The sequence below is a fragment of the Mucilaginibacter flavidus genome (assembly GCF_024055575.1).
In the GTDB taxonomy this organism is placed as follows: domain Bacteria; phylum Bacteroidota; class Bacteroidia; order Sphingobacteriales; family Sphingobacteriaceae; genus Mucilaginibacter; species Mucilaginibacter flavidus.
The window spans coordinates 112,728-135,419 of sequence record NZ_JAMXOE010000011.1 but is presented as its reverse complement, the minus strand read 5'-3'; the positions used below and the strand labels follow the sequence as shown (position 1 = coordinate 135,419).

The following is a 22,692-nucleotide window of genomic DNA, read 5'->3' as shown; positions in this document are numbered from 1 at the left end:
AACCATGTTTACCAACTTTAATGAAGCAGAGCGGGCAATACGTTTCCCACAGGACAGACGGATGTTTATAGGTATTAAGCCTTTTGCGCTTATTATCGTTTTTATTCTTCTGTTGGCAACTATAGGGCTTGCATGGTTCCAATACCTGGTATTTGGTTTGCCCCGCGATCCTTCATTATCCCTGCCGGAAACAACCCAGGCTGACCCTAAAGGGTTTCCGCTGTGGCTAAGTCTTAGTCATTGGGTTAATTTCTTTTTCCTTATACTCATTATCAGGAGTGGGCTTTCCATACTGGCTGACCATGCCCGCTTATATTGGAACAATGGTTGTTCGCCTAATTCGGAATGGTTACGGTTTACACCAATAAAGGTGCCGGATGATAGGGTTTGGACGGCCAAAGAAGATGCACGGTATTTAAACCCTATAGTTGGCCTGCCTGGTTACCGCCATTCTATTGGGCTGGCCCGGCACTGGCATTTTATAACCGTCCCTTTTTTTCTGCTCAATGGAATAGTATTTACAGCTTTACTGTTTTTTACTAACCAATGGAAACGGCTCGTGCCAATGTCATGGCAGGTGTTGCCCGACTCATGGAATGTGTTTGTACATTACGCAACCTTTCATATGCCTATTGAGCCAAATGGTTTTTATCATTATAATGCCCTTCAGCAAATATCTTACTTCGCAGTAGTTTTTTTACTGGCACCTGTTGCAATGCTTAGCGGCATGGCCATGTCGCCGGCGATAGAAAACCGGCTGCATTGGTTTCCTAAACTATTTGGCAATCGCCAGGGTGCACGGTCTATACATTTTTTGGTCATGCTATCTTTTGTTGCCTTTATAATTATCCATGTAGCCATGATAGCAGCTACCGGGTTAACACGTAATATGAACCATATCACTATTGGCACAGATAACCCAGTCAGTCATATGGGGATCTATATTGGTTTAGGTATTATCTTATTGACGATAGCATTTGGTTTCCTGGCCCATTGGATCTCCTGGCAACGGCCCCGGTCCTTACAACATACCGATGCAGCTATTAATGGCACATTGTGGAGTATGTCTATCAACAAATTCAAGCCTAAAGATTATTATAAACGAAAAGACATCTCCCCTTATTTCTGGGTAAATGGCAAAATGCCCGACTCAGAGGAGTGGCGCGACCTGGCAGCTAATAAATTTAAAGATTACAAACTTCAGGTTGGCGGGCTGGTTGAAAATCCGGTTGAACTATCGCTCGAAGACCTTAAACAAATGGGTCTGGAGCAAAACATAACGATGCACCAATGCATCCAAGGCTGGTCGGGAATTGCTGAATGGGGCGGATTGCCCATTAAAAACCTCGTGGAGCTGGTTAAACCACATCCTTCTGTAACGACAGTTGTATTTTACTCGTTTGGCGAGGGGATGTATGGCGGGACCTATTATGATACCCACAGTTTGGACAATTGCCTGAAACCGGAGTCCATACTCGCTTGGGAAATGAATTACCAGCCGCTTTCTGAAACACATGGCGCCCCCCTCCGATTGCGGGTTGAAAACCAACTTGGATATAAGATGGTGAAATGGATCAGTAGAATAGAATTTTTAGAAACGCATAAGCATGCAGGAAAAGGATATGGCGGTAAAAATGAAGATGATGAATATTTTGATTTGCTGGCTGATACTTAATCATCAATTACCCGGAAGGCTGCCTGCGTGGAAAATAACAGGTTTAATAAAATAAACGGGTAAACGTCTCAGTGGTGCATAAAGCCTAACCGATTCCTGAACCTGATCAGGGCTTTGGAAATCTACCAGACCTATCGATTTCCCCGCACCTTATTGTCACCGGCGGATTTTAAGAGAAAGTTAGATGTCATTATTGAAAATATATCAAAAAACTATCAAACGGAGGTTAGATAGGGCTTCACGTCCTCGGCAATTAGCCGGGTAATAAAAATCTTAACCGGGCAAGTGGTTTAAATAGGTTTTTATCGGGACAGGTTTGATGATCGATACAGCAAAAATCTTTGTGGTGGTCAAAATATTTAAGGCCTCTAAAATCACGTACCATCAGGTCACCTTCATGCATAAATTCGAGACAATGAGTGGGATTCCAGTAGTGTAATTTACGGTCTGGATCATATCTCCAGGGGCCATTGTCCTTTACCGGGTCATAAGGCACAAGATCTGGATATGCATGCGGCGTGATCAGGATGCGAAGCGCGTGTACCCGGCATTCTGTCATGATCTCTATCCAATAATAATTCCTGAATGCTATCAATTTTTCAAATTCCATTTCAAAGCCGATGTTGCCATACCGAGAACCGTCAAACCATTCATTAGGCGACAGCCAGTTTACCAAAATGCGCTGCTGGTTAAGTTTGCTTTTATCAAAACGAGCCCTGCTTTAACTCTGCCATCTTTGACGATGCGTAAGGCGGTTTCGACGTGGGCAACATGAAAGACGGTAGTTAACGGGCGGCATAGATTGTGCCAGCCGCTTTCGGGATCATATTCGGGTGTTTGGTAGGGTTGCCATTCCATGCTTTAAATTATGATTGGTTGAGTGTCAATAAAAAATGGCGGTTTTAAGGCCGCCATTTCCGGGTTTTGCCATAGCTCGCCCTAAACATCTCATTGTAATGGTTCATCTGATCCTTAGATTAGACAGGTTTTCCTATCTGCGATTACGGCCAGCTCTCATCGAAATGATCGCACAGGCCGCCACAATGACGTTGGTCACCATGGTCACTATTGTAAGTGCCATGGCGCAAAAATACGCGGTTTGGTTTGATGGCGGAAGCGCTTACTTATTTTTTAGTGAATTATTTCAGCGAGATTAAAGCAGGTAACCGGGCTATTTTCGTCGTGGCGGCCGACAATATCAATTTGTGTGGCATATTGTGCGATATGGGGGATCTGCCGCAGCAACTGGCAATCGGTAACGGTTAGCCTGAGGAAATCCGCGCTGGTGTTCACGCTTAAAAACATACCGCGCTGGTAGCCGTAACGGTCGATAAACTCTACGAGTTTGGAAATGTCAGCAGCCAGTTGTCCGTAGCTTAAAAAACGGTCGGTTTTGACTTCGATAACGTAGGGGTGTTCGGAGGAGTCACCGGGGCTATGGAGTAAAAAATCCGGGATAAAATTTCCGGATAAGGCTTCCAGTCCCATCATTTGCAGCATGGGTAATACCTGGTATTTGCGTAACTCGCCTTGCAGGTATACGCCTTCGAAGGCTTGGGGGTACTGTTCAAGGAGGGTCCTCAACTGGTGGTACAGTTCGTAACAGAAGATCCGTTCGCCATTTTTAACGAGGTCATCCCCTATCCGGTTATGTTCGATATGCTGCCGGTGGGCTTCCCCTTGAACCTCCTGAAGGATCAAATCTACTTCACCGTAAATGGTACGCATATAAGCTGCGCCGACCTGACTGACGGCTTGTAAAAATAAGGATCGGAACAGGTTGAGATTGGTTTCGGTCATGGGCGGAATAGCTGGTCTAAAAATTGTTTAAAATCGGGGGCGTCGTTCATATAGGCTTTAAAATCGTGATCCTGCAAACCGTATTTTGGCGGAGTGGTAAACTGAACTTTAGAAATAAGGCTGCCGGGATAGCCGAGGCTGCTTAGAGTATTTTTTACTTTATCGATCTCGTTATGCCAATTGCAGCCAAGGGTGGTCGCTCCTTCTGTCGCAGATAATACATATTTCCGGGTGGCATAATCCTTGGGGTTAAACCCGATAACGACCTTGTCGATGTGGTTATTTGGTGTGCTGATATCCGGGCTGCGGTGGTTAAAATCGGCAAAAGTGGCTGCACCGGGTATGGCCGGAACGATCATGCCCAGACGAAGATGAACATCGGTGCTGGAAGGTATGGTTTTCATCAGGGCGGCCAATTCATGGTCTATGGTGGTGTCCCTGGAGCGTTTCCATTTGGAGGTACAGTTGAATAGGGCGCCGGTGGCGACGCTGCCGCCTAGGCTATGCGATACGACCACGAAATTCAGGCGGTCGGTGATATGCCGCATCAGGTCGCGGACGGATAAGCTAACGTAACGGGTGTTGCCTTGGGCGTGTTTCCAGACGGCGGGGAATTTGAAGATGTTCTCATAGGTACTTAGCCCGTCCCAAAAGATCTCGATATATACGGGTTTCGCGCTGGTGTCGTAACCGCCTGCCGTTACGGCCTTTTCAAAATATTGAAACGCGGCGGTTGGGTCTGTTTCGTTAAAGCCGTGGATCAGGAACACGATGGTTTTGGCACCTTTGGCGGCGACCTGGGCGTGGACCGCTGTGGCGACGCGGCAGAGATAAGCTTCCTGCGTATTATAATAATCGGCGTTAAAGCTTTGGGTTGGGGTAATGCCATACGCGGTAAACAACTGACGCGCGTTGGCCGGGTGGCGTTTAAAAAAGGCGTATAAGTTCCCGCTGGCGGTATCTAAGGCGCTGGCTCCAGGATACGGCTTCAGCAGTTGCTGTTCATCAATGGGGACGCTTGTTGCCGGATAAAAATAGCCGTATTTGTCGAGGTAAACCCGGACAGCGCTATGCTCCTGCTCATTTTGCAGTTGTACTTTACGCCAACAGATCTGGTTAGTCGCAGGTTGGGCATTGGCGAAACCGTCAAAAAGAAGAAATAGGAACAGGCAAAAGCCCAGTTTGATACGGAGGTTCAGGGCGGTCATGACAAAAGGTTTTGGTAAATATAAAACTAAAGATCCATTACTTTAGCTGCACGCACGGCAATAAAATAGTATCCCCAGGTTTTTAACAAAGCATCAACGTCCGCGGAAGGTCATGTGACCAGGTTAGTGGCTTTATTACGGAGAAAGTAGCTAAATTCTGATTGTAAAATTCTTCCGGAGATCCTTGATATGTATCTGCAGCAATGCGACAAACGATCCCACTTGATAAAAAGAAGAAGATCGGGCTGCTGACTTTTCTTTCTTTTAAGATCTGAGAGCATTACTTTCCAGGTCGGCCTATTAAAAGATTTTGCTGAGTGGTCTTCAAAGACCATTTCTTTCACTTTTAACAGATTTATATGGCAATATTTGCAAGGCCTAAATTAATCTCAAAAAGTACAGAATTTGTATTTGCAGATCAAACAGGATATACAGGAATTCATACAGGAAGTGGCGGAAGGCTTATCGAGCGGTCCGGCTCAGATGTATTTGGTAATTAAGAAATAATATTTCATAACTTTAATAAATATTATAAAACCTTATCCATCATGCTACTCCAATTTGTTGAAATAAAAAATTTCAGAAAACTTAAATCCTGCCGTATCGATTTATCCGATATGGAAACTGTTTTCGTTGGTGCAAATAATAGCGGAAAGACTTCCGCTATGGATGCGCTGATTCTCTTTTTGAAAACACACGTCCTCTCTACAAGGGAGTTTACTTTATCTAATTGGAAAGAGATTAATCAGATCGGTAAGTCATGGTTGGAATTAAAAGAGGACGAACTACCTGATTTAGCCATGGCAAAATGGGAGGAGTATTTGCCGCAGCTGGATGTTTGGCTGACGATTAAGGAAACAGAATATCATTACGTCAGTGAACTCATTCCAACTTTAGAATGGAAAGGTGGCTCACTGGGGGTGCGCTTTCGTTTTCAGCCTAAATCAATTGAATTATTACATAAAGAATTTGTCGCAGAATATAGAGCCGCCCGGAAGGTGATGGATACGGCACGAAAAGATAAGGGAGGTCAGTCCTTAAACCTATGGCCTAAAAATTTATGGGATTTCCTGGAGCGAAGATTAAAAACGCAATTCGGGGTGGCCGGTTACCTGCTGGACGCCGCTAAATTGGTTCCGCCGGTCGATGGTGTAGCAACGCCGCAGGTCCTCGATGAAGGGAACCTTCCATTTGCCGGAGATCCGTTTAAAGGACTGATCAAGATCGATATTATTAATGCGCAAAGAGGGTTCTCTGACCCCGGATCAGATGCAGAGGAAGCGCCAAAAACAAATGGCAACCTTTCCACACAATTAAGAGAATATTATTCCAAACACCTGAATCCTTATGATCAGCCAGAGATTGAAGACCTGGAGGCTTTGATGGCTATAGAACAAGCAAAATTATCGTTTGATGACCGGCTCGAAAAGAGCTTCAGCGGTTCTATAAAAGAACTGGAGGGTTTGAATTATCCGGGATTTGGCGGCAATCCGAGTATCAAAATCTCCAGTAAGATTAATGCTATCGACGGCTTAAATCATGCATCAGCGGTAACATTTGAATTGTTTAAAGGTGAAGGCGTAACCTCAGATTACCCGCTGAGTTTGCCGGAGAAATATAACGGGCTTGGATATCAGAACCTGATATCGATGGTATTCAAGCTTATTCGTTTTAGGGATGAGTGGATGCAGGTAGGTAAAATAGCGCGGGCCAACACTGGCGGTGCTGAGGAATTAGAATTTCAGCCCTTACACTTGGTTTTGGTTGAAGAACCTGAAGCTCATTTGCACGCGCAGGTCCAGCAGGTTTTTATACGAAAGGCTTACGAGGTATTAAGAACCAATCATTTGCTAACTAAATACAAGCACTTCAATACACAGCTAGTGGTTAGCACACATTCCAATCACATCGCTCACGAAATAAAATTTACTTCCCTGCGCTATTTTAAAAGGAAGCCGGCAGAAAAAGACGGAGTTCCTTTTTCAACAGTCGTCAACCTGTCAAAAACCTTTGGCCCGGAAGATGAAACTACGAAATTTGCGATCCGTTATTTGAAAACAACACACTGCGACCTCTTCTTCGCAGATGCTGTGATCCTGGTAGAAGGTCCTGCGGAAAGAATGCTAGTGCCTAACTTTATCCGCAGGCATTATCCGACACTGGCCTCTTGTTATATCGCCTTACTTGAAATTGGTGGCAGTCACGCCCATACCTTGCGGCCATTGCTGCAAGATTTGGGAATTATCACGTTAATAATTACAGATATAGATTCAATAGATTCTGTAAGCGGACAATCGGTAATTCCGGAAAAGAATAAAAGCTATGAGTCAGATAACCAAACATTGAAAAGCTGGCTTCCAGGTTATAAGGAATTAGACAAATTACTGTCAACCGCACCGAGCGCCAAAATTGATACAGCTTTTCCTGTAAGAGTAGCTTACCAGTCGCCCGTTGTAGTTAAATTATCTCCGACGGATGATAAGGGTTCAGAAGTATTTCCTTATACATTTGAGATTGCCCTGGCTTTTAAGAATCTTGACATATTCAAAGGGTTAAACGGCATTGGATTGATCAAAAAATTCAGTGAGGCCAGCAAATTACCTACAGTCAAAGAGATGAATGAAAGCATGTACAGTGCGCTGAAGAACGGTAAAAAAGCAGAGTTCGCTTTGGAACTTTTACTCAAAGAAGAACCGCAGCAGCTCGCCGTACCGGAATATATTGCCGAAGGCCTTGAGTGGCTGAACGGTCAGTTAAATAATCAACCGGTAACCGTAAAATAATGGCATCACCAATCTTAAATATCGATTCACCGGTTGATGAGCAAATACTCGAATGCCTCAACCTGGAAGCCCCCAAAAGTTTCTTTCTTTTTGCCGGGGCCGGTTCGGGAAAAACGAGATCGTTAGTAACCGCACTGGCTAAGATCCGTGAAAATTCGGGGCAGTTCTTCCGGCTTAACCGGAAAAAAGTAGCCGTAATTACCTATACCAACGCCGCCTGCGATGAGATTATTCACCGCATTGATTACGATCCGTTATTTTCAGTATCTACGATCCATAGTTTCGTTTGGGAACTGATCAAAAATTATCAGCATGATATCAGGGAATGGCTGCGGATAGATCTTAAAAATGAAATTGCAGAATTGGAACTGGCCGCCACTACTGGCAGAGCTGGAACTAAAGCGGCTATCGACCGTGAAGAAAAGATAAAATCCAAGACAAAACGGTTAAGCACGCTCGATGAAATCAGGTCATTTACTTACAGCCCGACCGGGCAAAACCGGACAAGGGATAGCCTTAACCACGCTGAAATGATCAAAATGGCTGCTGATTTTCTGTTGAATAAGCCCCTTATGCAGGAAATATTGGTTAGCAAATTTCCCATACTGTTTATTGATGAAAGCCAGGACACAAAAAAAGAACTGATCGAAGCGTTGTTTGCTATTGAGCGGCTCCACAAAGGAAAGCTGACGCTCGGCCTTTTCGGTGATACCATGCAACGTATTTATAGCGACGGGAAGCCGGATTTGGGAATTGATCTTTCGGAGGATTGGATCAAGCCGGTCAAACAGTTAAACCATCGTTGTCCAAAACGGGTCATTGAATTAATCAACAAGATCCGCTTACAAACTGATAAACAAAGCCAACAGCCACGAGAAGGCCAGGAAGAAGGTATTATCAGGCTTTTCATTATTTCCAATCAGGCGACTGACAGGAGTTTACTTGAAAGAAATATAGGGGATCAAATGGCGCAAGTCACCGGTGATGAAGCCTGGCACGGCGAGCAGGCTGATGTTAAAAAATTAACACTGGAGCATCACATGGCAGCACGACGAATGGGATTTATGGGAATCTTCGAGCCACTTTCGCAGGTAGAATCAATAAGAACTTCCCTAATTGATGGTTCCCTTTCAGGGTTGCGTTATTTTACACAGTTAATCATGCCGCTGGTGGCGGCTCATCAAAAAGGCGACCATTTTACGGTAGCGAGGATCGTTAAGCAAAATTCGCCTTTATTTAACGGGCAATTGTTAAAGGAGAGCAAAGATCAGCCTGCTTTATTAAAGAACGCAAACGATGGTGTTACCGGATTTATGAAATTATGGGAAGATGGTAACGACCCTACATTGCTGGAAATAATAAAAATAATCGTCGGCAACGGTCTGTTTGTAACTCCCGAGCCGCTATCGATCATCGCAAAACGCCATATAAAAAATGAGTTGTCAAATGCTGACGCAGAAAATCCCGAAGTCGTAATTGCAGCGGAAGATGAGGAAGAGGACGAACCTGATACGGTAATTGACGCCTGGGAAACTGCCCTAAACAGTTCGTTTAGCCAAATAAAAAATTACGATGCCTACATCGCCAACAAGTCCCCGTTTGGCACGCACCAGGGTGTGAAAGGATTGGAGTTTCCAAGGGTAATGGTCATCTTAGATGACGAGGAAGCCCGCGGATTCCTTTTTAGTTATGAGAAATTGTTCGGGGTCAAAGCTTTGACAACAGCTGATCTTAACAACATCCGGGATGGCCGCGATACAACGGTGCTGAGAACGATGCGTTTGTTTTATGTTGCCTGCAGCAGGGCAGAAAAAAGCTTGGCTGTAGTAGCTTATACAGAAAACCCGGAGGCCCTAAAAAATCATGTGCTGAAAGAGGAATGGTTTTCAAAAGAGGAAATTACAGTGATGTAAATTAAGAGGTAATTTTAAATAACATCGCCTATTAATAATATTTGTTAAAACGGAGTTATTTTCTATTTTACAGGATAGTTTTAATTAACAATGGAATTTAAAACAAAATCATTAACGGATGAGGAACCTAATTCATAACTTAACCAAATCATCTGATCCGAACCATACATGATCCTATTTTCAAAACCGGCATCAACAAGCCTTTTAAGATATTGGTAAAACTCCTTTTTAGGAATTATATAGTCAATAACGCCCAGGTCTACATATAGCTGCGGATAAGTGTAAAGCATGGCGATCATATCATCGGCCATCCCGCATGCATGGCGTAAAGCCTTAATTTCGGGTGTCTGATGCCTCCAAAGAAACCGAATTAAAGCAGCTGCTACACCGTTCCTTCCTGCTTATTACGCCAGTCGCAGAGATAGACAAGTGGCTGAAAGTCTTCATCGAAGTTGTTCGCTAAGACTACGTTTACAGTGAACTGGTTATAAAAACAAACATTGGCAGCAAGCTTGCCTTTCGATGCCGCAAACATCAAATGGTGCGCATCAGCCGGAAATTGCGGCATTAACTTCGGCTTTGGAATAAAGATTACGCCTGGATTAGTACCGGCATCGGTAATGTAGGCCCGGAGAACGTCAAACGCTGGGCCAAGCACAAATATTTTCCCTTTCAGCAGGGCCAGCGTGTTCAGGGCGATCTTGGCGGTGACGCGGTAAAAGTCGTCAGCAATGACACTGACCTGATTGAAGCTGACCGGCTGGTGAAGCGGCCGGTAGGGTCCGGCACTGTTGGTGATGGCGTCTTTTATGCCATCGATGATCGCTGTTGTCAGTTCAAAATCCCGTGCCGGATGACGAGCGATATAGAGCTGCTCATCAAAGCCAATGATCACTTCCTCTTCACTTAATTTTTTATCAGGGATGTGCCGCGCCTTGTATGCGCTGCAACGCTGTAGTTCTCCTCTCAGATAGTCATCGGGACTGGCTGCCATTTCGATGGGTACCGACCAGTTGAGTTCGCCGCTTGCGGTATTCATTTTTATTTGAGGTAGGTGTATGGCTTTGGCCAGCGATAGGTAGCCGAGCGCATGGGTTTCCGGCGGGCCGGGCTGGGTGATGACCATGACCGGCGAACGGGTTGCCTTTTGCGTGGTCTTGCCGCGTTTTCCGGGACCGACCAATTGGCGCGGCATGGCAATGATGGAATTGCGCATGAAGGCCATTTCTATTTTAGAGATGTCATGATTGAACTGGTCGCTCACGTAACCTTTAGGCAGTTTGCGCTGGCCGCCTATGCCCGCCGGGATGACGTGCTCGCCTTTGTTAAAGGTCAGGTCGGGCTGGTCTTTGTAATAGATGCAGTTGCTCAAAGGTTGATTTGGTTTTGGGTGTTAGAATCGCCAAATTTAGTGTAATTATTTGAGCCGGTTATGAGCACGCCTGTCAATCATCATTATGTTTCGCAATGTCAATCCCGGCAGTTCTTTAACCCGGCTGAAAAAAAGATCTATGTTTACGATAAAAAGCTAAACAATTTTTATTCGAAGTTGACGACCGGCTCCCTGTTCAGCGAGGATTATTCCAATTCGAAAGTGATCGACGGGGAGGTTGACCATGCACAACTGGAAATTGAATTGAAGGTGCTGGTGGAAGATGATTTCCCGGTGCACCTGAAAGTGGTGGAGGATTTCCTTGCGGACCTGACAGATCAAAGCCATGACCGGATCGAAAAGCTGTATTGGTCGATGAATTGGCTGGCGCTACTGGGGCTGGTTGGGGAATACCGGAACCCGGCATATAAAGCCGGGCTTGACCGAACGATGGATCGTATAGAGGCGGATATGTTTGAACGCGTTAAAAGCCACCTCGGCGTCGATGTGCCGAGGCCGATAAAGCAGCCCTTGACAAAATATGAGAATATCGCTGGTTACCTCGATATCGCCTTTAAGCTTTTAGAGCGGATGGACCCGATCACATTTTCCATCTATTGGATCCGGTCAGCAGATCACCACTTCCTGTTACCGGATACATCCTGCTACCAGTTAAGGTCCAGGGGTGCTATCGGGGAGTTGGTACAAATAGGCATACCTGTGACGAATAAGATATTTCTGCTAGGTACGTCCGCTAAAATGGAACGGAAAAAGACACAGATCGTATTTTTCGATGATGAACATTATGAAGAGGTTTTGGATATCAACCGGAGCCTGGCGAATTTTGCGTACAAAGCGGTTGCCTGTAAGGATATGGCCTACCTGAAACGGACGGTCGCTGATCTGAAGAAAGACCGGTAATATACTGTCACTTAATTGATAGCTTTGCTTAAGCTTCTTTTTTATGGACCAGCATTTTCTTCCCGCCTGTTATCTCGACCAGTTTTGCCTCAAAGAAGGAAAATTCTACCGGATAGATTGCTCGTTGTTGAAAAAAGGAAAAAAACCCTACCCTTTAGAGGTAGTGCCGGCGGCGATCTGCTATGGCAGGGACTTTTATGCGCTGACGGATGAATTTAAAAAGCTGTACCCAGCGTTTAAAGATTATGACCGCCTTTTCCTGGAGGAAAGGTTTTACCGCTATGAAAATGTTTATCCGGCGATCATTGGCAAGATCAAAAAGGGTATACCGGTACTGACAGCCGCCGAAGCGGAATTATTGCTGTTCGCCCTCATCGATTTTAAGTTGCGCAACGACTACGTGCGCAAAAAGAACGAACAGTTAAGGCGCGATGTGGTCGATAAAGTCTTTCGGGAAACGAAAGAGACGCCCTTGCTGCAACAAGTGGCGGCCAGCATGAAGGAGGAGATCCTGAGCGACCCGCAATTCGCGAAGCATAGCCACCTGGCCACGATGATGGGTCGCGAGGCAGCAGGGTCAGCGATCCAGGAAAAGTTCGTCCGGACAATGATGCGCTATAAGTTCACGCTGATGGTTTCCTACGGCGAATTTATCACCTCCGATAACCCGGGCTGGACAGTTAGCGAGGATAACCGGGTACATAATATCAAGTTCGACGAAAACTTTCATTTCCTGATGCCGCTGACGCCGATGCATTGCCTGTCCATCTCTCACAACGACCCTGATCCGGCTTACGAAAGCGATCCTTCAAAAAAGAAATTATATCCGGTTATAGCCGACCAGGAGATGATCGGCGACATCAACCGGCTCTCCATCGATCACTTTACCAATTACCTGTTTGCTGCGGACAAGGCCACGGCTGAACGCATCGCCGGAGAGGTAAAACTTAAAACGCCTTTGGCCTAATCCTCTTCCCTGTTCCGGGCTGCCTTCAGCGCGGTGTTCAGCTCAAATTCAACCCAGCCCTTAAAGTCCTGCTTTTTACAGGCATCGAATAAGGCGAGGTATTCAGCTTTCACGTCAGTGGCCAGCAAAGTATGCTCTGCAACCAGCGCCCGCAGCTCTTCGGGCTCATCGAATATTTCGAGCATTACGGGCTGCAGCAGGTAAATATCCTTATCACGTATATCGTGCTTGATGGTGTATTTGAGAAACTGGAACGGATCATATTCCGGCAGGAGGTCTTTCATCGCCGCAACAATGGGTTTTTCAATGTGCTCATGGTGATGTCCAAGGTTCGGATTGTCCGGTAGGGGCACGAACTCTTCATATTTCGTCCACCAGAACATAAATACCGCATCTTTGGTTAGCCCGGCCTGCCCGACGTGCTCACTAAAATAATGGGTCTGGAGTTCCACGATCCGTTCCCGGCTGAGCGAAATATCCTTCTTGCCGTCCTTCACATGATAGAGTACTTCATGCTCAAATTGGTAAGGGAAGCCCGCGCCGCTGAACAGGCCGGCCACAAAGGAGCGGAAAGCGGCCTCGTCTTTTTTGTAAAACTGTTTATCCAAATTATGATCATAGTTCCAGATCAGATTCGTGATCGCCTGGTGGTCAAATGCGTACCTGCCTTTTTGCGCGATATATTTTGGTCCGAGGTAAAACAGGCTTTTCATCTTCAATTCATAACCCTCTTTATCCGCCGGCTTTTCCTGTAGGATGCGCGTGCCCAGTTCAGTGAGCATATTCTTTTGTTCGCATTCATCAATATAGTTTTTGATGCCCGGCAGACTCTCGTCATAAGCTGCACGGAAGGTCTTTTCCGATAGCTCTTTGCCGGAAAGCCGGTAGCGGAAATAGCGCTCGAAGAACATCGGGTAGATGATGGCATTCCTGGCTTTTTTTGACCGGTCAAACTTAAAGAAAAGGTTATTAACCAGCCCGCCGATCAGGTTGATATCGGCTTCACTATAATGTTGCTCGGCGCGCAGGGTCCGCTTGATGAGCAGTAGGTCTTCTTTATCTTCATTATAGGTGCGCAGTTCGTAGAATGCCTCATGGGAGGTCATCGTAGGATAGTCACGAATAAAGTCGTCACGGTGCTCGTACAATCGGTCGTAGATCAGCGGGAACCGGAATTTCAGGAGCTCCAGCACGAACAGGTTCTCAAACATCACCTCGGTGCCCAGCAGCTGATAAGTGATCTTAAAATTATTGATGAACTTGATGACGTCCCTGGATTGCCGGAATACCCGCTCAAACGCGAAATTGTATTTGTTACGAAAGCCGGTGTCCACAATATGGGTTTTATAAGCCTCGAGATGTTCGGCCGTAATAAACGGTGCGAGGTAAGTTTCCAGCAGGTCGAGCAGGTCATCCTTTTCCCGTTTCGGCAGCGGTATTTCCAGCTGGATGATCTTGTCCAGGAAGCTCCCGGCCGCGTTCGCATTGACCGATTTGATGGCCTCATCGATATAACTGCGCTCATAGGCAACCAAGTAGAAAATATTGCTGAAGTTGGCCGTGTTGCGGATCAAGCGCAGTACTTCCATCACTTCGTCTTTGTACAAACGGTCCAGGTCATCAATGGTAATGACGATCTTTTTGCCGGAGTTTTCCAGCAGCTGGTTGATCCGTTCAAAATCATCCGTATACGTCTTTTTGGTAAAGAGGCTTCCGGCAAGGCCGGCTTCCCTTACCAGCTTAGTAAATGACGAGTCTGTCTGGCTAAGTTTCCGCGAGTAATCCACAATTAAATTAGCAATGCGGGGATTAAGCTCATACAATTTGGCTGACAACTGGTCAAAGAAATCCCGCTGGATATTGGTGGCACCTTCTGCGCTCCAGGGGTTAAAGTCAAGTATTTCCGTCTTTGCCGGATCGAGGTAAGTCTTGATCAGGTTGATAAAGGAGGTCTTGCCGCTGCCATACTCGCCCAGGATACCGATCGCAAAGGACCTGACATTCGGCGTAATACTAATCCGGCGCGCGACTTCGGCTGCTACGGATGAACGCTTAAAGCTATCCTGAGCGTACGATTCAATGGGCCGTTCTTCAATAAAGCTTTCCGGCTGCGGGTCATGGTTTGCCGCCCTTTTACGCTTAAAAAAGGCAATAATTCCAGGGACGATCAAAGCTGCCGCCACAAAGTCCCAGTTTTTAAGCAGCGGATAAAGCCCGGAGGGCTGGAACTGCCAATAACTGTCAGAACGCATCAGCACATAAAAAAAGAGCGAAATCAACCCTACGACCTTATTGAATTTACCGCTGCCATAATGATATAGCCAAATAGCAATACCCACGCAAAGCAGGATCAATACACCATTGTCAAACAACGTATTTTCATAACGGGACAATAGCGGCTTAACCAACAGGGTATCCAGCATGCTGTCCACAGGCTTGCGAAAGAACAAGAAGAAAGCGAGGCAGCAAAAAAGCCACAGGGCAAAGGGATAATTCTTTTTGAAGGCTATGGGTGGTTTCATATTTACAGCAGCCTATAAGTCACTTAAAGAAGTAACAAGGCCCTGTGTTAGTTTCGTCAGGAATATCTTGTTGCGCTGCTGGGCCCGTCTCAGTAAGGTGGAGTATTTGATCACCTCCGTGTATATCGCGCCATCAGACCTGCCATCGAATCCAATCACTTTTGTCGCCGGCCGGAAGAGATAATCAAACTGGTACGAATGCTCATAACTGCTGACCCTGCCTAAAACATCCCTTGGCTCGATGCTTTCACCAATCAGGTAGCCGTAAAACTGGACGATCTGAAATTCATCTTCGGTGTAATTCCTGATCAGGTTTGCGTAACTGTCGATTTGGGTCAGGTGTTGAGAAACATTAGTGTCGGGCGTTTTAAACTCAATGATGATACACTTGCCTTCTTCGGGAAACAACAAGATATCGGGTCGCTTGACCTTCCTGTTTTCACCCAAAGAGGTTAAATACCGTTCAACTTCTTCAGAGAATTGGGTCTTAAATACCTTCTTTCCATCCAATGTAAGTTGCTCGAGTTGTTCTTCGGACGAGCCCTTAAAATAGATAAAGTCTTCGCTTAGGATCCACAAGTCGCTGCTTTCTGAGTCCCCGCTGTGCTGCTGGTACATCAGGTTATGTATTAAGGCCTCATCAAATCGCCTGCCGGATTGCTGGACTTCAAGGCTGCGGTCCAATATCTTTTGAAAAAGGTCAAGCACCAGTTTCCTGCGCGCAATATAATGTGTTAAAGAAATTTTATTTTGTATAGGAATAGTTTTGACTAACTTATTGACCTCCTTTTTCAGCTCCTCATTATAATTGTCCGCGGTCGTATCCAATTTATTGAGTTTGTCTATCGACTCTTTGATACTGGCGTCGATAGTAGCCGCTTTTCTCGCTTCGGCTTCATAAAACTTTTCCAGGATCTTGGTCTCGGTGTCGTTGATCGAAATATGGATATCCTGCGCGGTCCGTTCGTCAAGGCCGAACATCTCTTTTAATTCGGTGAATTGGCTGAGGTGGTTCTTCTTAACTTCGTCAATCTCCGGATACATTTGGATGATCTTTTCATTCACCCGCTGCTGGATGTCTTCGATGAAAATTTCACGGGGTGAAAAAAGGTCACCGCCTTTACTAAAGTTGTCCTGTGACGGGATATTCAATTGGCCACGGATATTGGTGTCCCTGGAATCAATATAGCCACTGGAAACGATAAACAGGAACTTGTTCCCTTTGATATGGTCATGCTCAGACAGGCTTTCAATCGTAACGCCCGATTCTTCGATGATCTCGCCTTTGGAACTCAATTTCAGCTGATTGGTTTTTAACACATCCTTGCTGACCTTGAACGCATCAATGGCGAAACTCTCCGTTTTGTCCGTTGATTCGACGATCTGGCCCGAGGGCGAGATCTCTTTATAGGTCAGCTGAATAATTTCAGTTTTTTCGATGCCCGGAATGTCGCTTGCACCAACCTTGACTGTGCTTTGGATTTTTCCCTGTACGAAGAAGTTTATCGTAATTTCCGGCAGCGTGTCCCGGTTGGTACAGAAATAGGAAATGTACCGCTCGACCAGGAAAGCCTTAAATGTTTCAGCTGTAAGACTGTTGTAAATATTGCTATCTTCCAACAAAGTGATAAAGGTAAGGGTAGTGGTAAGCTCACCTGCGGCATTAGTTTCCTTACAAAAATCATGGTAAACCAACGCGTTTTTATCCAGGAACTCTTTTTTCCTGGACATCGTAAACTTCCTGTGAAAGTTTTTTCCTTCCTGTGCAAAATAGCTGTCAAAGATCGTATGATCGAAATATTGCACAAATTGAATACGCCCTGAACCAAGGTTTTTAAACCCCTTGGAAGTCAGCTTATAGGTATTAAATCTTTGGAACTCATGGTCATTAAATCCAACGCCGTTGTCGGATACAGAAAGCTTGACAAATTCATAGCTATCGGTAGTGGTTTCGGATACGTAAATATTAACCGCTATTTTGCCTTCGTGTGCCGGGTTTGTTTGCTGCCTGATCTTAATCGACTCCAACGCGTTGGTAATGGCTTCCCAAATTGGCTGTAGTGCTGTTCTTGATTTTTTCACATCGTGCAGCACTCCGGCGAATGACAGGTCGGTTGCAGCAATGTAGGTTTGGTCAGCTATAGCCATTTAATAAAGTGTAAAATAAACGAACAGGCAAGATAGCACAAATATAGACCGGACGAAATTTAAATGCACGAAAAACTTCGGTATTCTGCCCCTTTCGTAAGTAAAGCAATACGATCGATTAATGCAGGACTATATAAGGAAATGGATCGCTTTATCAATACATGCTGCTATCAATAAAGGATAACTGAACATTATCGTGTTTAATTGAAAACTTTATCGAAACATTGATTCACAGTTTGGAAATCAAACCTTTATTTAAAATGGTTCGTAGTTTCAATAATTTTATTTGCAGCGACAATAGCCTCTATATCATTATGAAAGTTAGAACTTTGGCCGATTCCCTCTACATTGAAAATGAGGCTCTTATCTTGGCAGATAAGAGCCATTTTCTTTTTATTTAGTTTGGATATGTTTACAGTGTACATTTTATATTCTGTTAAATTCAATCAAATATACATCGGTTTTACTTCAGATTTATCCAACCGTTTCTTATCTCACAACGAGTTAGCCACTAAAGGCCACACTATCAAATATCGCCCATGGGTGATAGCGCATACTGAAGAATTTCAAACCAAAAAAGAAGCGATCATAAGAGAGAACCAATTAAAATCGGCCAATGGCAGAAAATTTGCCCGGGAAATTATTCGTCAAAAATGGTAGCTCAGATGGTTAGAGCGTAGGATTCATATCCGCTATAAAGCGGACAGCAGTTCGATCCTGCTCCCCGCTACTTTTAGATAAAAAGCCTTGAGTCGGAAGTTTTGAGACTTTTTGTTTTTTGGCATTCATTTTTCGCGAGTGTGGACACCCGCACTTGTCTTTCGGTTAAGCGTGGACGCTTAACCGGGCGCGTTAGGCTTTTTTTGTTTATTATGTAGATGCAATCTACAGGCATAATCGTTCGAAGTTGCAAACTTCGAACAACGGGATACGAAAAGAAATCCCCCCCCCCAAAAAACTCCCCCTAATGAACAATCTGGCCGGTAAGTACATTTACAATATAAACATAGATTTTAGGGGATGGTGGCCCGTAATCAAATCCGATTTGTACTTCAACACGCGCCAGGTGCTTTCCTAAAAACGTTATGGTTGAATAGTACGTGTAAAAAGATTCGCCTAAAGGGTTATCTTTATTTTGAACGACATGAGCGTCTGTAGACTTAGAGGTTCCCGAAATCATGTCAGGAATACTACCGGAATGGTCTATCTTAATATTATTTAACGTATAGTGGGTATGGTCTTCAATTATATCTGTATTGACCTTCATTAAGTTGGCGCCAAAGGGATTGGGATAAAATGGGCCATTAAATACCTGTTTATGACGCCAGGTTTCCATCGTTCCGTTCAGCGAAAGCAACTTGTAAGTTTTATTAAGCGCTTTAACAGTATATTGCTGGACAACATGAAGCGAATCGAGCGTATTAGTGGTTTTTAAGGTGGTAAAAAAGCTGTTATTGTTTTTGTAGCCATCGGGCGAAGCGCCGCTGCAAGTATAAGTAGTTGAATAATGCCCGCCATTATGATAAACGGTAGTATCCTTTACTTTGATAATTTTATTGGCTATGGTGTCGAATTTCATGCCGCATAAAGGATTGGTGCTTAGCAATACCAGCCCGTTTTTAGACAAGGAGTCGACCGATGATATCTTTATCCCGTTTTTTAATTCGGCACCGCCATAAGCCCCGGTTACTGAATTATAAAAACTTACCGCCAATTGACTAACTGCCGCCTCATTTAAATCAATTGTAGTGGTATTTTTAGCAGTTGTTTTAAAGCTATCTTTTTTACATGATGTAAAACAAAAAGCGCATACAGCTATCGCAAAAATTAAGGTGGTAAAATTTAACTTCATCTGGTTTAGCGTTTAATTAGCAAATCTTTTAATTATCAAATCATTTTAAGCAATAAATATACTAAATTCCGCTCGCTTTAATAAAAACCCCAAATAAGTTTCATTTGAGTCAATTAACACCTGGCATAAGCTTAACCTGTATAACTTTGACATTGCAGCGAATGCAATTTGTTTCGCAAGCATGGTGGTTGCGTTACGTAAGCCGATGGTATGCTGCGATAAACTTCAACCGCATATGGGGTAAATATTCACCCGCTGCCAGGTCATAAAGGGACAGATGACAAACCTACTATTCAGCAATATCGTAAAAGCACGAATTTTGCATTAACAATTAGCCGTTTCGTTTAGTAAAGTGGGCAATATTATTCTAATAAATAATTGTAACCGGGCCGCTAAAGGTTTGCTTTCCATTTTTAATGGTGATAATATAATAATACACCCCGGCGGCTAGCTTCTTGCCCCGGTATTCGCCGTTCCAGGGTTTTCCGTAACCCTTGCTCTCATATATTTCCTGCCCGTACCTGGTAAATACTTTTACGACGGCGGTTGGGTCATATGCTAACCCGGAGATCTCCCAGGTATCATTAACGCCGTCGTTATTGGGTGTAAAGGTATTAGGAACTTTCACGTCGGGGCAATCATCGGTAACCAGGATCTCCTGGGTAGCCTGGCAACCGTTTACATCTGTTACAGTTAAGGTAACGGTTTGTGCATGGTAGGCTATAAATGTCTCACCACCCGGCTGTCCGTTCCATACATAGGTTTGTAACCCCGCCGGCGCTGTTAGCGTTACGGTTTTATGCGATGCTTCACATAGTTCGGCATTAGCAATGTTTAATACCGGGTTTGAAAAAAACAGCACATCTACGCTTGCATCGGATGGGCAGCCTGCAGATGAGGTAACGGTTGCTTTGTAAGTGCCCGGACTGCTCACAGTTATTTGGTCATTCGTATCACCGGTGGACCATTTTACCGTGCCGTTATTGTAGCTGACCTTTAAATCGACGGTTTGTCCGTCGCATAACGTGGTCTTTATTATTTTTTGGATGCTGATAGTCGGTGGCGGGTTAAAGCTGATCGATTGAGCTGCGGAGGTTTGCGAGCAAGTCGTCCCATCGCTATTTGGGTGGTTACTTACTATCGAAACAGTATAGTCGCCGGCAATACTTGCGGGTAACGAAGTTGTATTGTTGGCAGCAGGCAATAATACGTTGTCCTTGAACCATTTTATAGTATAAGCGGGGTCGGCAGGTACAGGGATCGATAAGGTAGCATTGTCGCCTATACAATAGGACGGTTTATCCGGGATGATAACAGGCGCCGGTAAGCTTACAAAATCCACCGATACCTCTTTTGATGGTACCCAAGAACCATCGCAGGAGCTTACTTCGATTTTATATTTCCCTGCCCGGGTTATTGCTAAGGACGGGGTTAGGTCGCCGGTTAGCGCATCATCCTTATACCAGCGGTATTGATAGGCCGTGCTGCCTTCCGCTTTAAGGGTAAGCGGCGTTCCGTCACAATATCTTAAGGCATCCGGGTAGTTAAAAGTAAAAACGGGTGCGGGTGTAAATGTTATTTGCTGCTGGTTTGATGTTGCTGTACAAGCTGCAATTTTGCTGCTGATGGTTACCGTGTATTTCCCATTAATGGTTGTGGTAATGCTGGTTTTATTCTTGTCCGCGGTTAGCTTATTGCCATCGCTAAACCAATTGATCTCATAATCTGGTTCTGTGGCTGCGTTAACTGTCAATATCGCGTTTTCACCTGTACAATATTTCGCTTTATCGGCGTTAATTACAGGAACCGGCAGATGTACAAGATCTACCTCAATTTCTTTTGAAGGCACCCAGCTATCCGTACAGGCACTCACTTCCACTTTATATTTACCGGTTTGGGTAACTGTAAAAGCAGGAGATGTTTCCCCATTTAAAACGCCGTTTGTGTACCAGCGGTAACTGTAGCCGGGCTTGTCATCCGTTTTAAGGGTTACCGGGTCATCATTGCAATTTTGGATCTTATCAGGATAGTTGAAGCTGAAAACAGGCACTTGTGTTACACTCACTTTTAAGTGATTGGTCTCTGCATGTATATTTTCGCAGGAGGCGTATATCAAAGCATAATAATCGCCCGCGGTTTTTACACTTAGCGTAGCCAGGTTGGCGCCGGGCAGTATGTTTCCGTTTTTATACCATTGTATGCCGTTATTCTGTACATCATATTGATTTAAAACCAGGTCAACGCTGCTGCCACCACATATCGTTGTTTCGGCCAGGTTGTCTCCGTTAGGGATATTAAAGGAGGCTGCCTTTAACATCTGTTTAGGGTCGAAGTATTTTCCGTAGTCGGGTTTTATAAGGTATAAGCCGTTGTCGCTGGCCAGCCAAATGCCACCCTCACACCCGGCTGGGGTATCTAAATAATTACTTGCGGTACCGCTTACGCATACATCGTTAACGGCCACATTGCCCAGCTGGTCGAAATGGAATAATGAGAAAGTGCGTAATGAGCTGCCGTCATAATTACCATACATCGAGTTGCTGAAATATAAGCCCTTGGCTGTACCAATAAGCAGGTTTTCCTTGGTGAGCGTAAATGGCGGATTGGCATAGTTTGGGTTGCCTAAACTGGTAAGGCCGTAAATAGCCGTGATTTTATTGACGCCGGTATTATCCAGGTAATGCCCATACGGCGGATTGGGATTGTAAAAGTTCTGAACCGCCTCCTGGAACATTCCTTTTTCGTTGCCCCAAAAAATATCAGAGCCATAACCCGGGATAGCAGTCACGGCTTGCAAGGTAACATATACAGTTGTTACATTTGGCCCGCTCTCGTTAACCTGGTAGATATAAGCTTCCTGTGCATTTTGGTAACCCGAAATAATTATCGGATATTGTTGCGGATCGGGCGGGTCATAGGTGTTCTCTTTATATACCTGGGTCCTGTAAGTGGATTCAAATATTTTTATATCCGTTATATTCGGGTTGCTGAAGTAATTAAGCTGTCCTGTTGCCGGATCAAATACTCCCCGGCCTGTAGCGGTACCTATAAGCAGTTTGCCGCGGCCGGTAACAGCATCAAAATTGGAGACCCCTATTGAATTTACCGCGCCTACCATCCCATCAGACGACCCGATCTTTTTTAGTGCACCATTTTTATATTCAATTACATTGGTTGAATTAGCGGCAATAAAAACATCATCCTGGTTGAGGCCGGCTATATCAATAAAGCGAAGGTTACTATATGCAGAAAATTTAGCGGTATAATCGTCTATTGTTAAAGTTATGCTGTTTACGCGGTACACGCCATTGTTTGAGGTGAGCACCCAGGCATAAGGATCTGAAAAATCGCGCCTTACCTTTAATACCTTTTTGCCCGTTAACAAGTTCGCAGTTATTGTAAAATCGAGATCCTGTTGTCCATAAGCAATTGTGCAGGCCAAAACAAGCAGTACAGTTAGTAAATAGCGATAAGGCGTCATCATCAATACGCCAAAGTAAAAACTTTTAATGATTTATGAGGCATGGGCAT

At 44.7% G+C, this 22,692-nt stretch carries 17 protein-coding genes; 7 read left to right on the top strand and 10 right to left on the bottom strand.

What is annotated here, in order from left to right; genetic code table 11:
• Nucleotides 1-4: 4 nt before the first annotated feature.
• Nucleotides 5-1,675 (top strand): molybdopterin-dependent oxidoreductase, encoded by a 1,671-nt coding sequence (locus tag NAF19_RS16965; RefSeq protein ID WP_252791347.1) that lies wholly within the window; start codon nt 5-7, stop codon nt 1,673-1,675.
• A gap of 253 nt (nt 1,676-1,928) precedes the next feature.
• Here NAF19_RS16965 and NAF19_RS16960 read toward each other — a convergent pair whose 3' ends face one another.
• The 4 genes from NAF19_RS16960 to NAF19_RS16945 form a co-directional block, all read right to left on the bottom strand.
• Nucleotides 1,929-2,285, bottom strand: coding sequence for a hypothetical protein (locus tag NAF19_RS16960; RefSeq protein ID WP_252791345.1), 357 nt, complete (start codon nt 2,283-2,285; stop codon nt 1,929-1,931).
• A gap of 59 nt (nt 2,286-2,344) precedes the next feature.
• On the bottom strand, nt 2,345-2,533 hold the full coding sequence (locus NAF19_RS16955; RefSeq protein WP_252791344.1) for a hypothetical protein: 189 nt from the start codon (nt 2,531-2,533) through the stop codon (nt 2,345-2,347).
• A 273-nt stretch (nt 2,534-2,806) separates the two neighbouring features.
• Nucleotides 2,807-3,403: a hypothetical protein gene (locus tag NAF19_RS16950; protein ID WP_252791343.1), complete on the bottom strand. Its 597-nt coding sequence runs from the start codon at nt 3,401-3,403 to the stop codon at nt 2,807-2,809.
• Between the two features lie 68 nt (nt 3,404-3,471).
• Nucleotides 3,472-4,683, bottom strand: coding sequence for a hypothetical protein (locus NAF19_RS16945; RefSeq protein WP_252791341.1), 1,212 nt, complete (start codon nt 4,681-4,683; stop codon nt 3,472-3,474).
• 359 nt (nt 4,684-5,042) lie between these two features.
• Here NAF19_RS16945 and NAF19_RS16940 point away from each other — a divergent pair, with 359 nt between their 5' ends.
• Genes NAF19_RS16940 through NAF19_RS16930 form a run of 3 tightly spaced genes read left to right on the top strand, consistent with a single transcriptional unit; the run spans nt 5,043 to nt 9,379 of the window.
• Nucleotides 5,043-5,183, top strand: a complete 141-nt coding sequence (locus tag NAF19_RS16940; protein WP_252791340.1) for a hypothetical protein — start codon at nt 5,043-5,045, stop codon at nt 5,181-5,183.
• 48 nt (nt 5,184-5,231) lie between these two features.
• Nucleotides 5,232-7,466, top strand: a complete 2,235-nt coding sequence (locus tag NAF19_RS16935) for an ATP-dependent endonuclease (protein WP_252791338.1) — start codon at nt 5,232-5,234, stop codon at nt 7,464-7,466.
• Entirely contained in the window at nt 7,466-9,379 is a 1,914-nt protein-coding gene (locus NAF19_RS16930; RefSeq protein ID WP_252791337.1) for a UvrD-helicase domain-containing protein, read from the top strand. The genes NAF19_RS16935 and NAF19_RS16930 overlap by 1 nt, the downstream gene beginning before the upstream one ends.
• An 80-nt stretch (nt 9,380-9,459) precedes the next feature.
• Here NAF19_RS16930 and NAF19_RS16925 read toward each other — a convergent pair whose 3' ends face one another.
• Nucleotides 9,460-9,690 (bottom strand): amidohydrolase family protein, encoded by a 231-nt coding sequence (locus NAF19_RS16925; protein WP_252791335.1) that lies wholly within the window; start codon nt 9,688-9,690, stop codon nt 9,460-9,462.
• Between the two features lie 71 nt (nt 9,691-9,761).
• Entirely contained in the window at nt 9,762-10,751 is a 990-nt protein-coding gene (locus tag NAF19_RS16920) for a hypothetical protein (RefSeq protein ID WP_252791334.1), read from the bottom strand.
• Between the two features lie 60 nt (nt 10,752-10,811).
• On the opposite strand from NAF19_RS16920, the gene NAF19_RS16915 reads away from it, so the two are divergent.
• Together NAF19_RS16915 and NAF19_RS16910 are read left to right on the top strand one after the other, a co-directional pair.
• On the top strand, nt 10,812-11,672 hold the full coding sequence (locus tag NAF19_RS16915) for a DUF4238 domain-containing protein (protein ID WP_252791332.1): 861 nt from the start codon (nt 10,812-10,814) through the stop codon (nt 11,670-11,672).
• A 43-nt stretch (nt 11,673-11,715) separates the two neighbouring features.
• Complete coding sequence (locus NAF19_RS16910; RefSeq protein ID WP_252791330.1) at nt 11,716-12,639, top strand: DUF4238 domain-containing protein; 924 nt, start codon at nt 11,716-11,718, stop codon at nt 12,637-12,639.
• Here the strand turns inward: NAF19_RS16910 and NAF19_RS16905 are convergent.
• On the bottom strand, nt 12,636-15,161 hold the full coding sequence (locus NAF19_RS16905; RefSeq protein WP_252791328.1) for a KAP family P-loop NTPase fold protein: 2,526 nt from the start codon (nt 15,159-15,161) through the stop codon (nt 12,636-12,638). The two genes, NAF19_RS16910 and NAF19_RS16905, sit on opposite strands and share 4 nt — an antisense overlap.
• A gap of 12 nt (nt 15,162-15,173) precedes the next feature.
• The gene (locus tag NAF19_RS16900; protein ID WP_252791327.1) at nt 15,174-17,309 is read right to left on the bottom strand and encodes an ATP-binding protein; all 2,136 of its coding nucleotides are present in this window, start codon (nt 17,307-17,309) and stop codon (nt 15,174-15,176) included.
• Between the two features lie 408 nt (nt 17,310-17,717).
• Between NAF19_RS16900 and NAF19_RS16895 the strand changes: the two genes are divergently transcribed.
• Nucleotides 17,718-17,969 carry a GIY-YIG nuclease family protein gene (locus NAF19_RS16895; RefSeq protein ID WP_252791325.1) on the top strand — a complete coding sequence of 84 codons (252 nt, stop codon included), beginning with the start codon at nt 17,718-17,720 and terminating at the stop codon, nt 17,967-17,969.
• A gap of 304 nt (nt 17,970-18,273) precedes the next feature.
• Here the strand turns inward: NAF19_RS16895 and NAF19_RS16890 are convergent, their stop codons facing one another.
• Both NAF19_RS16890 and NAF19_RS16885 read right to left on the bottom strand, forming a co-directional pair.
• Nucleotides 18,274-19,161, bottom strand: coding sequence for a hypothetical protein (locus NAF19_RS16890; protein ID WP_252791324.1), 888 nt, complete (start codon nt 19,159-19,161; stop codon nt 18,274-18,276).
• A gap of 367 nt (nt 19,162-19,528) precedes the next feature.
• Nucleotides 19,529-22,645: a T9SS type B sorting domain-containing protein gene (locus NAF19_RS16885; RefSeq protein ID WP_252791322.1), complete on the bottom strand. Its 3,117-nt coding sequence runs from the start codon at nt 22,643-22,645 to the stop codon at nt 19,529-19,531.
• Between the last annotated feature and the right edge of the window lie 47 nt (nt 22,646-22,692).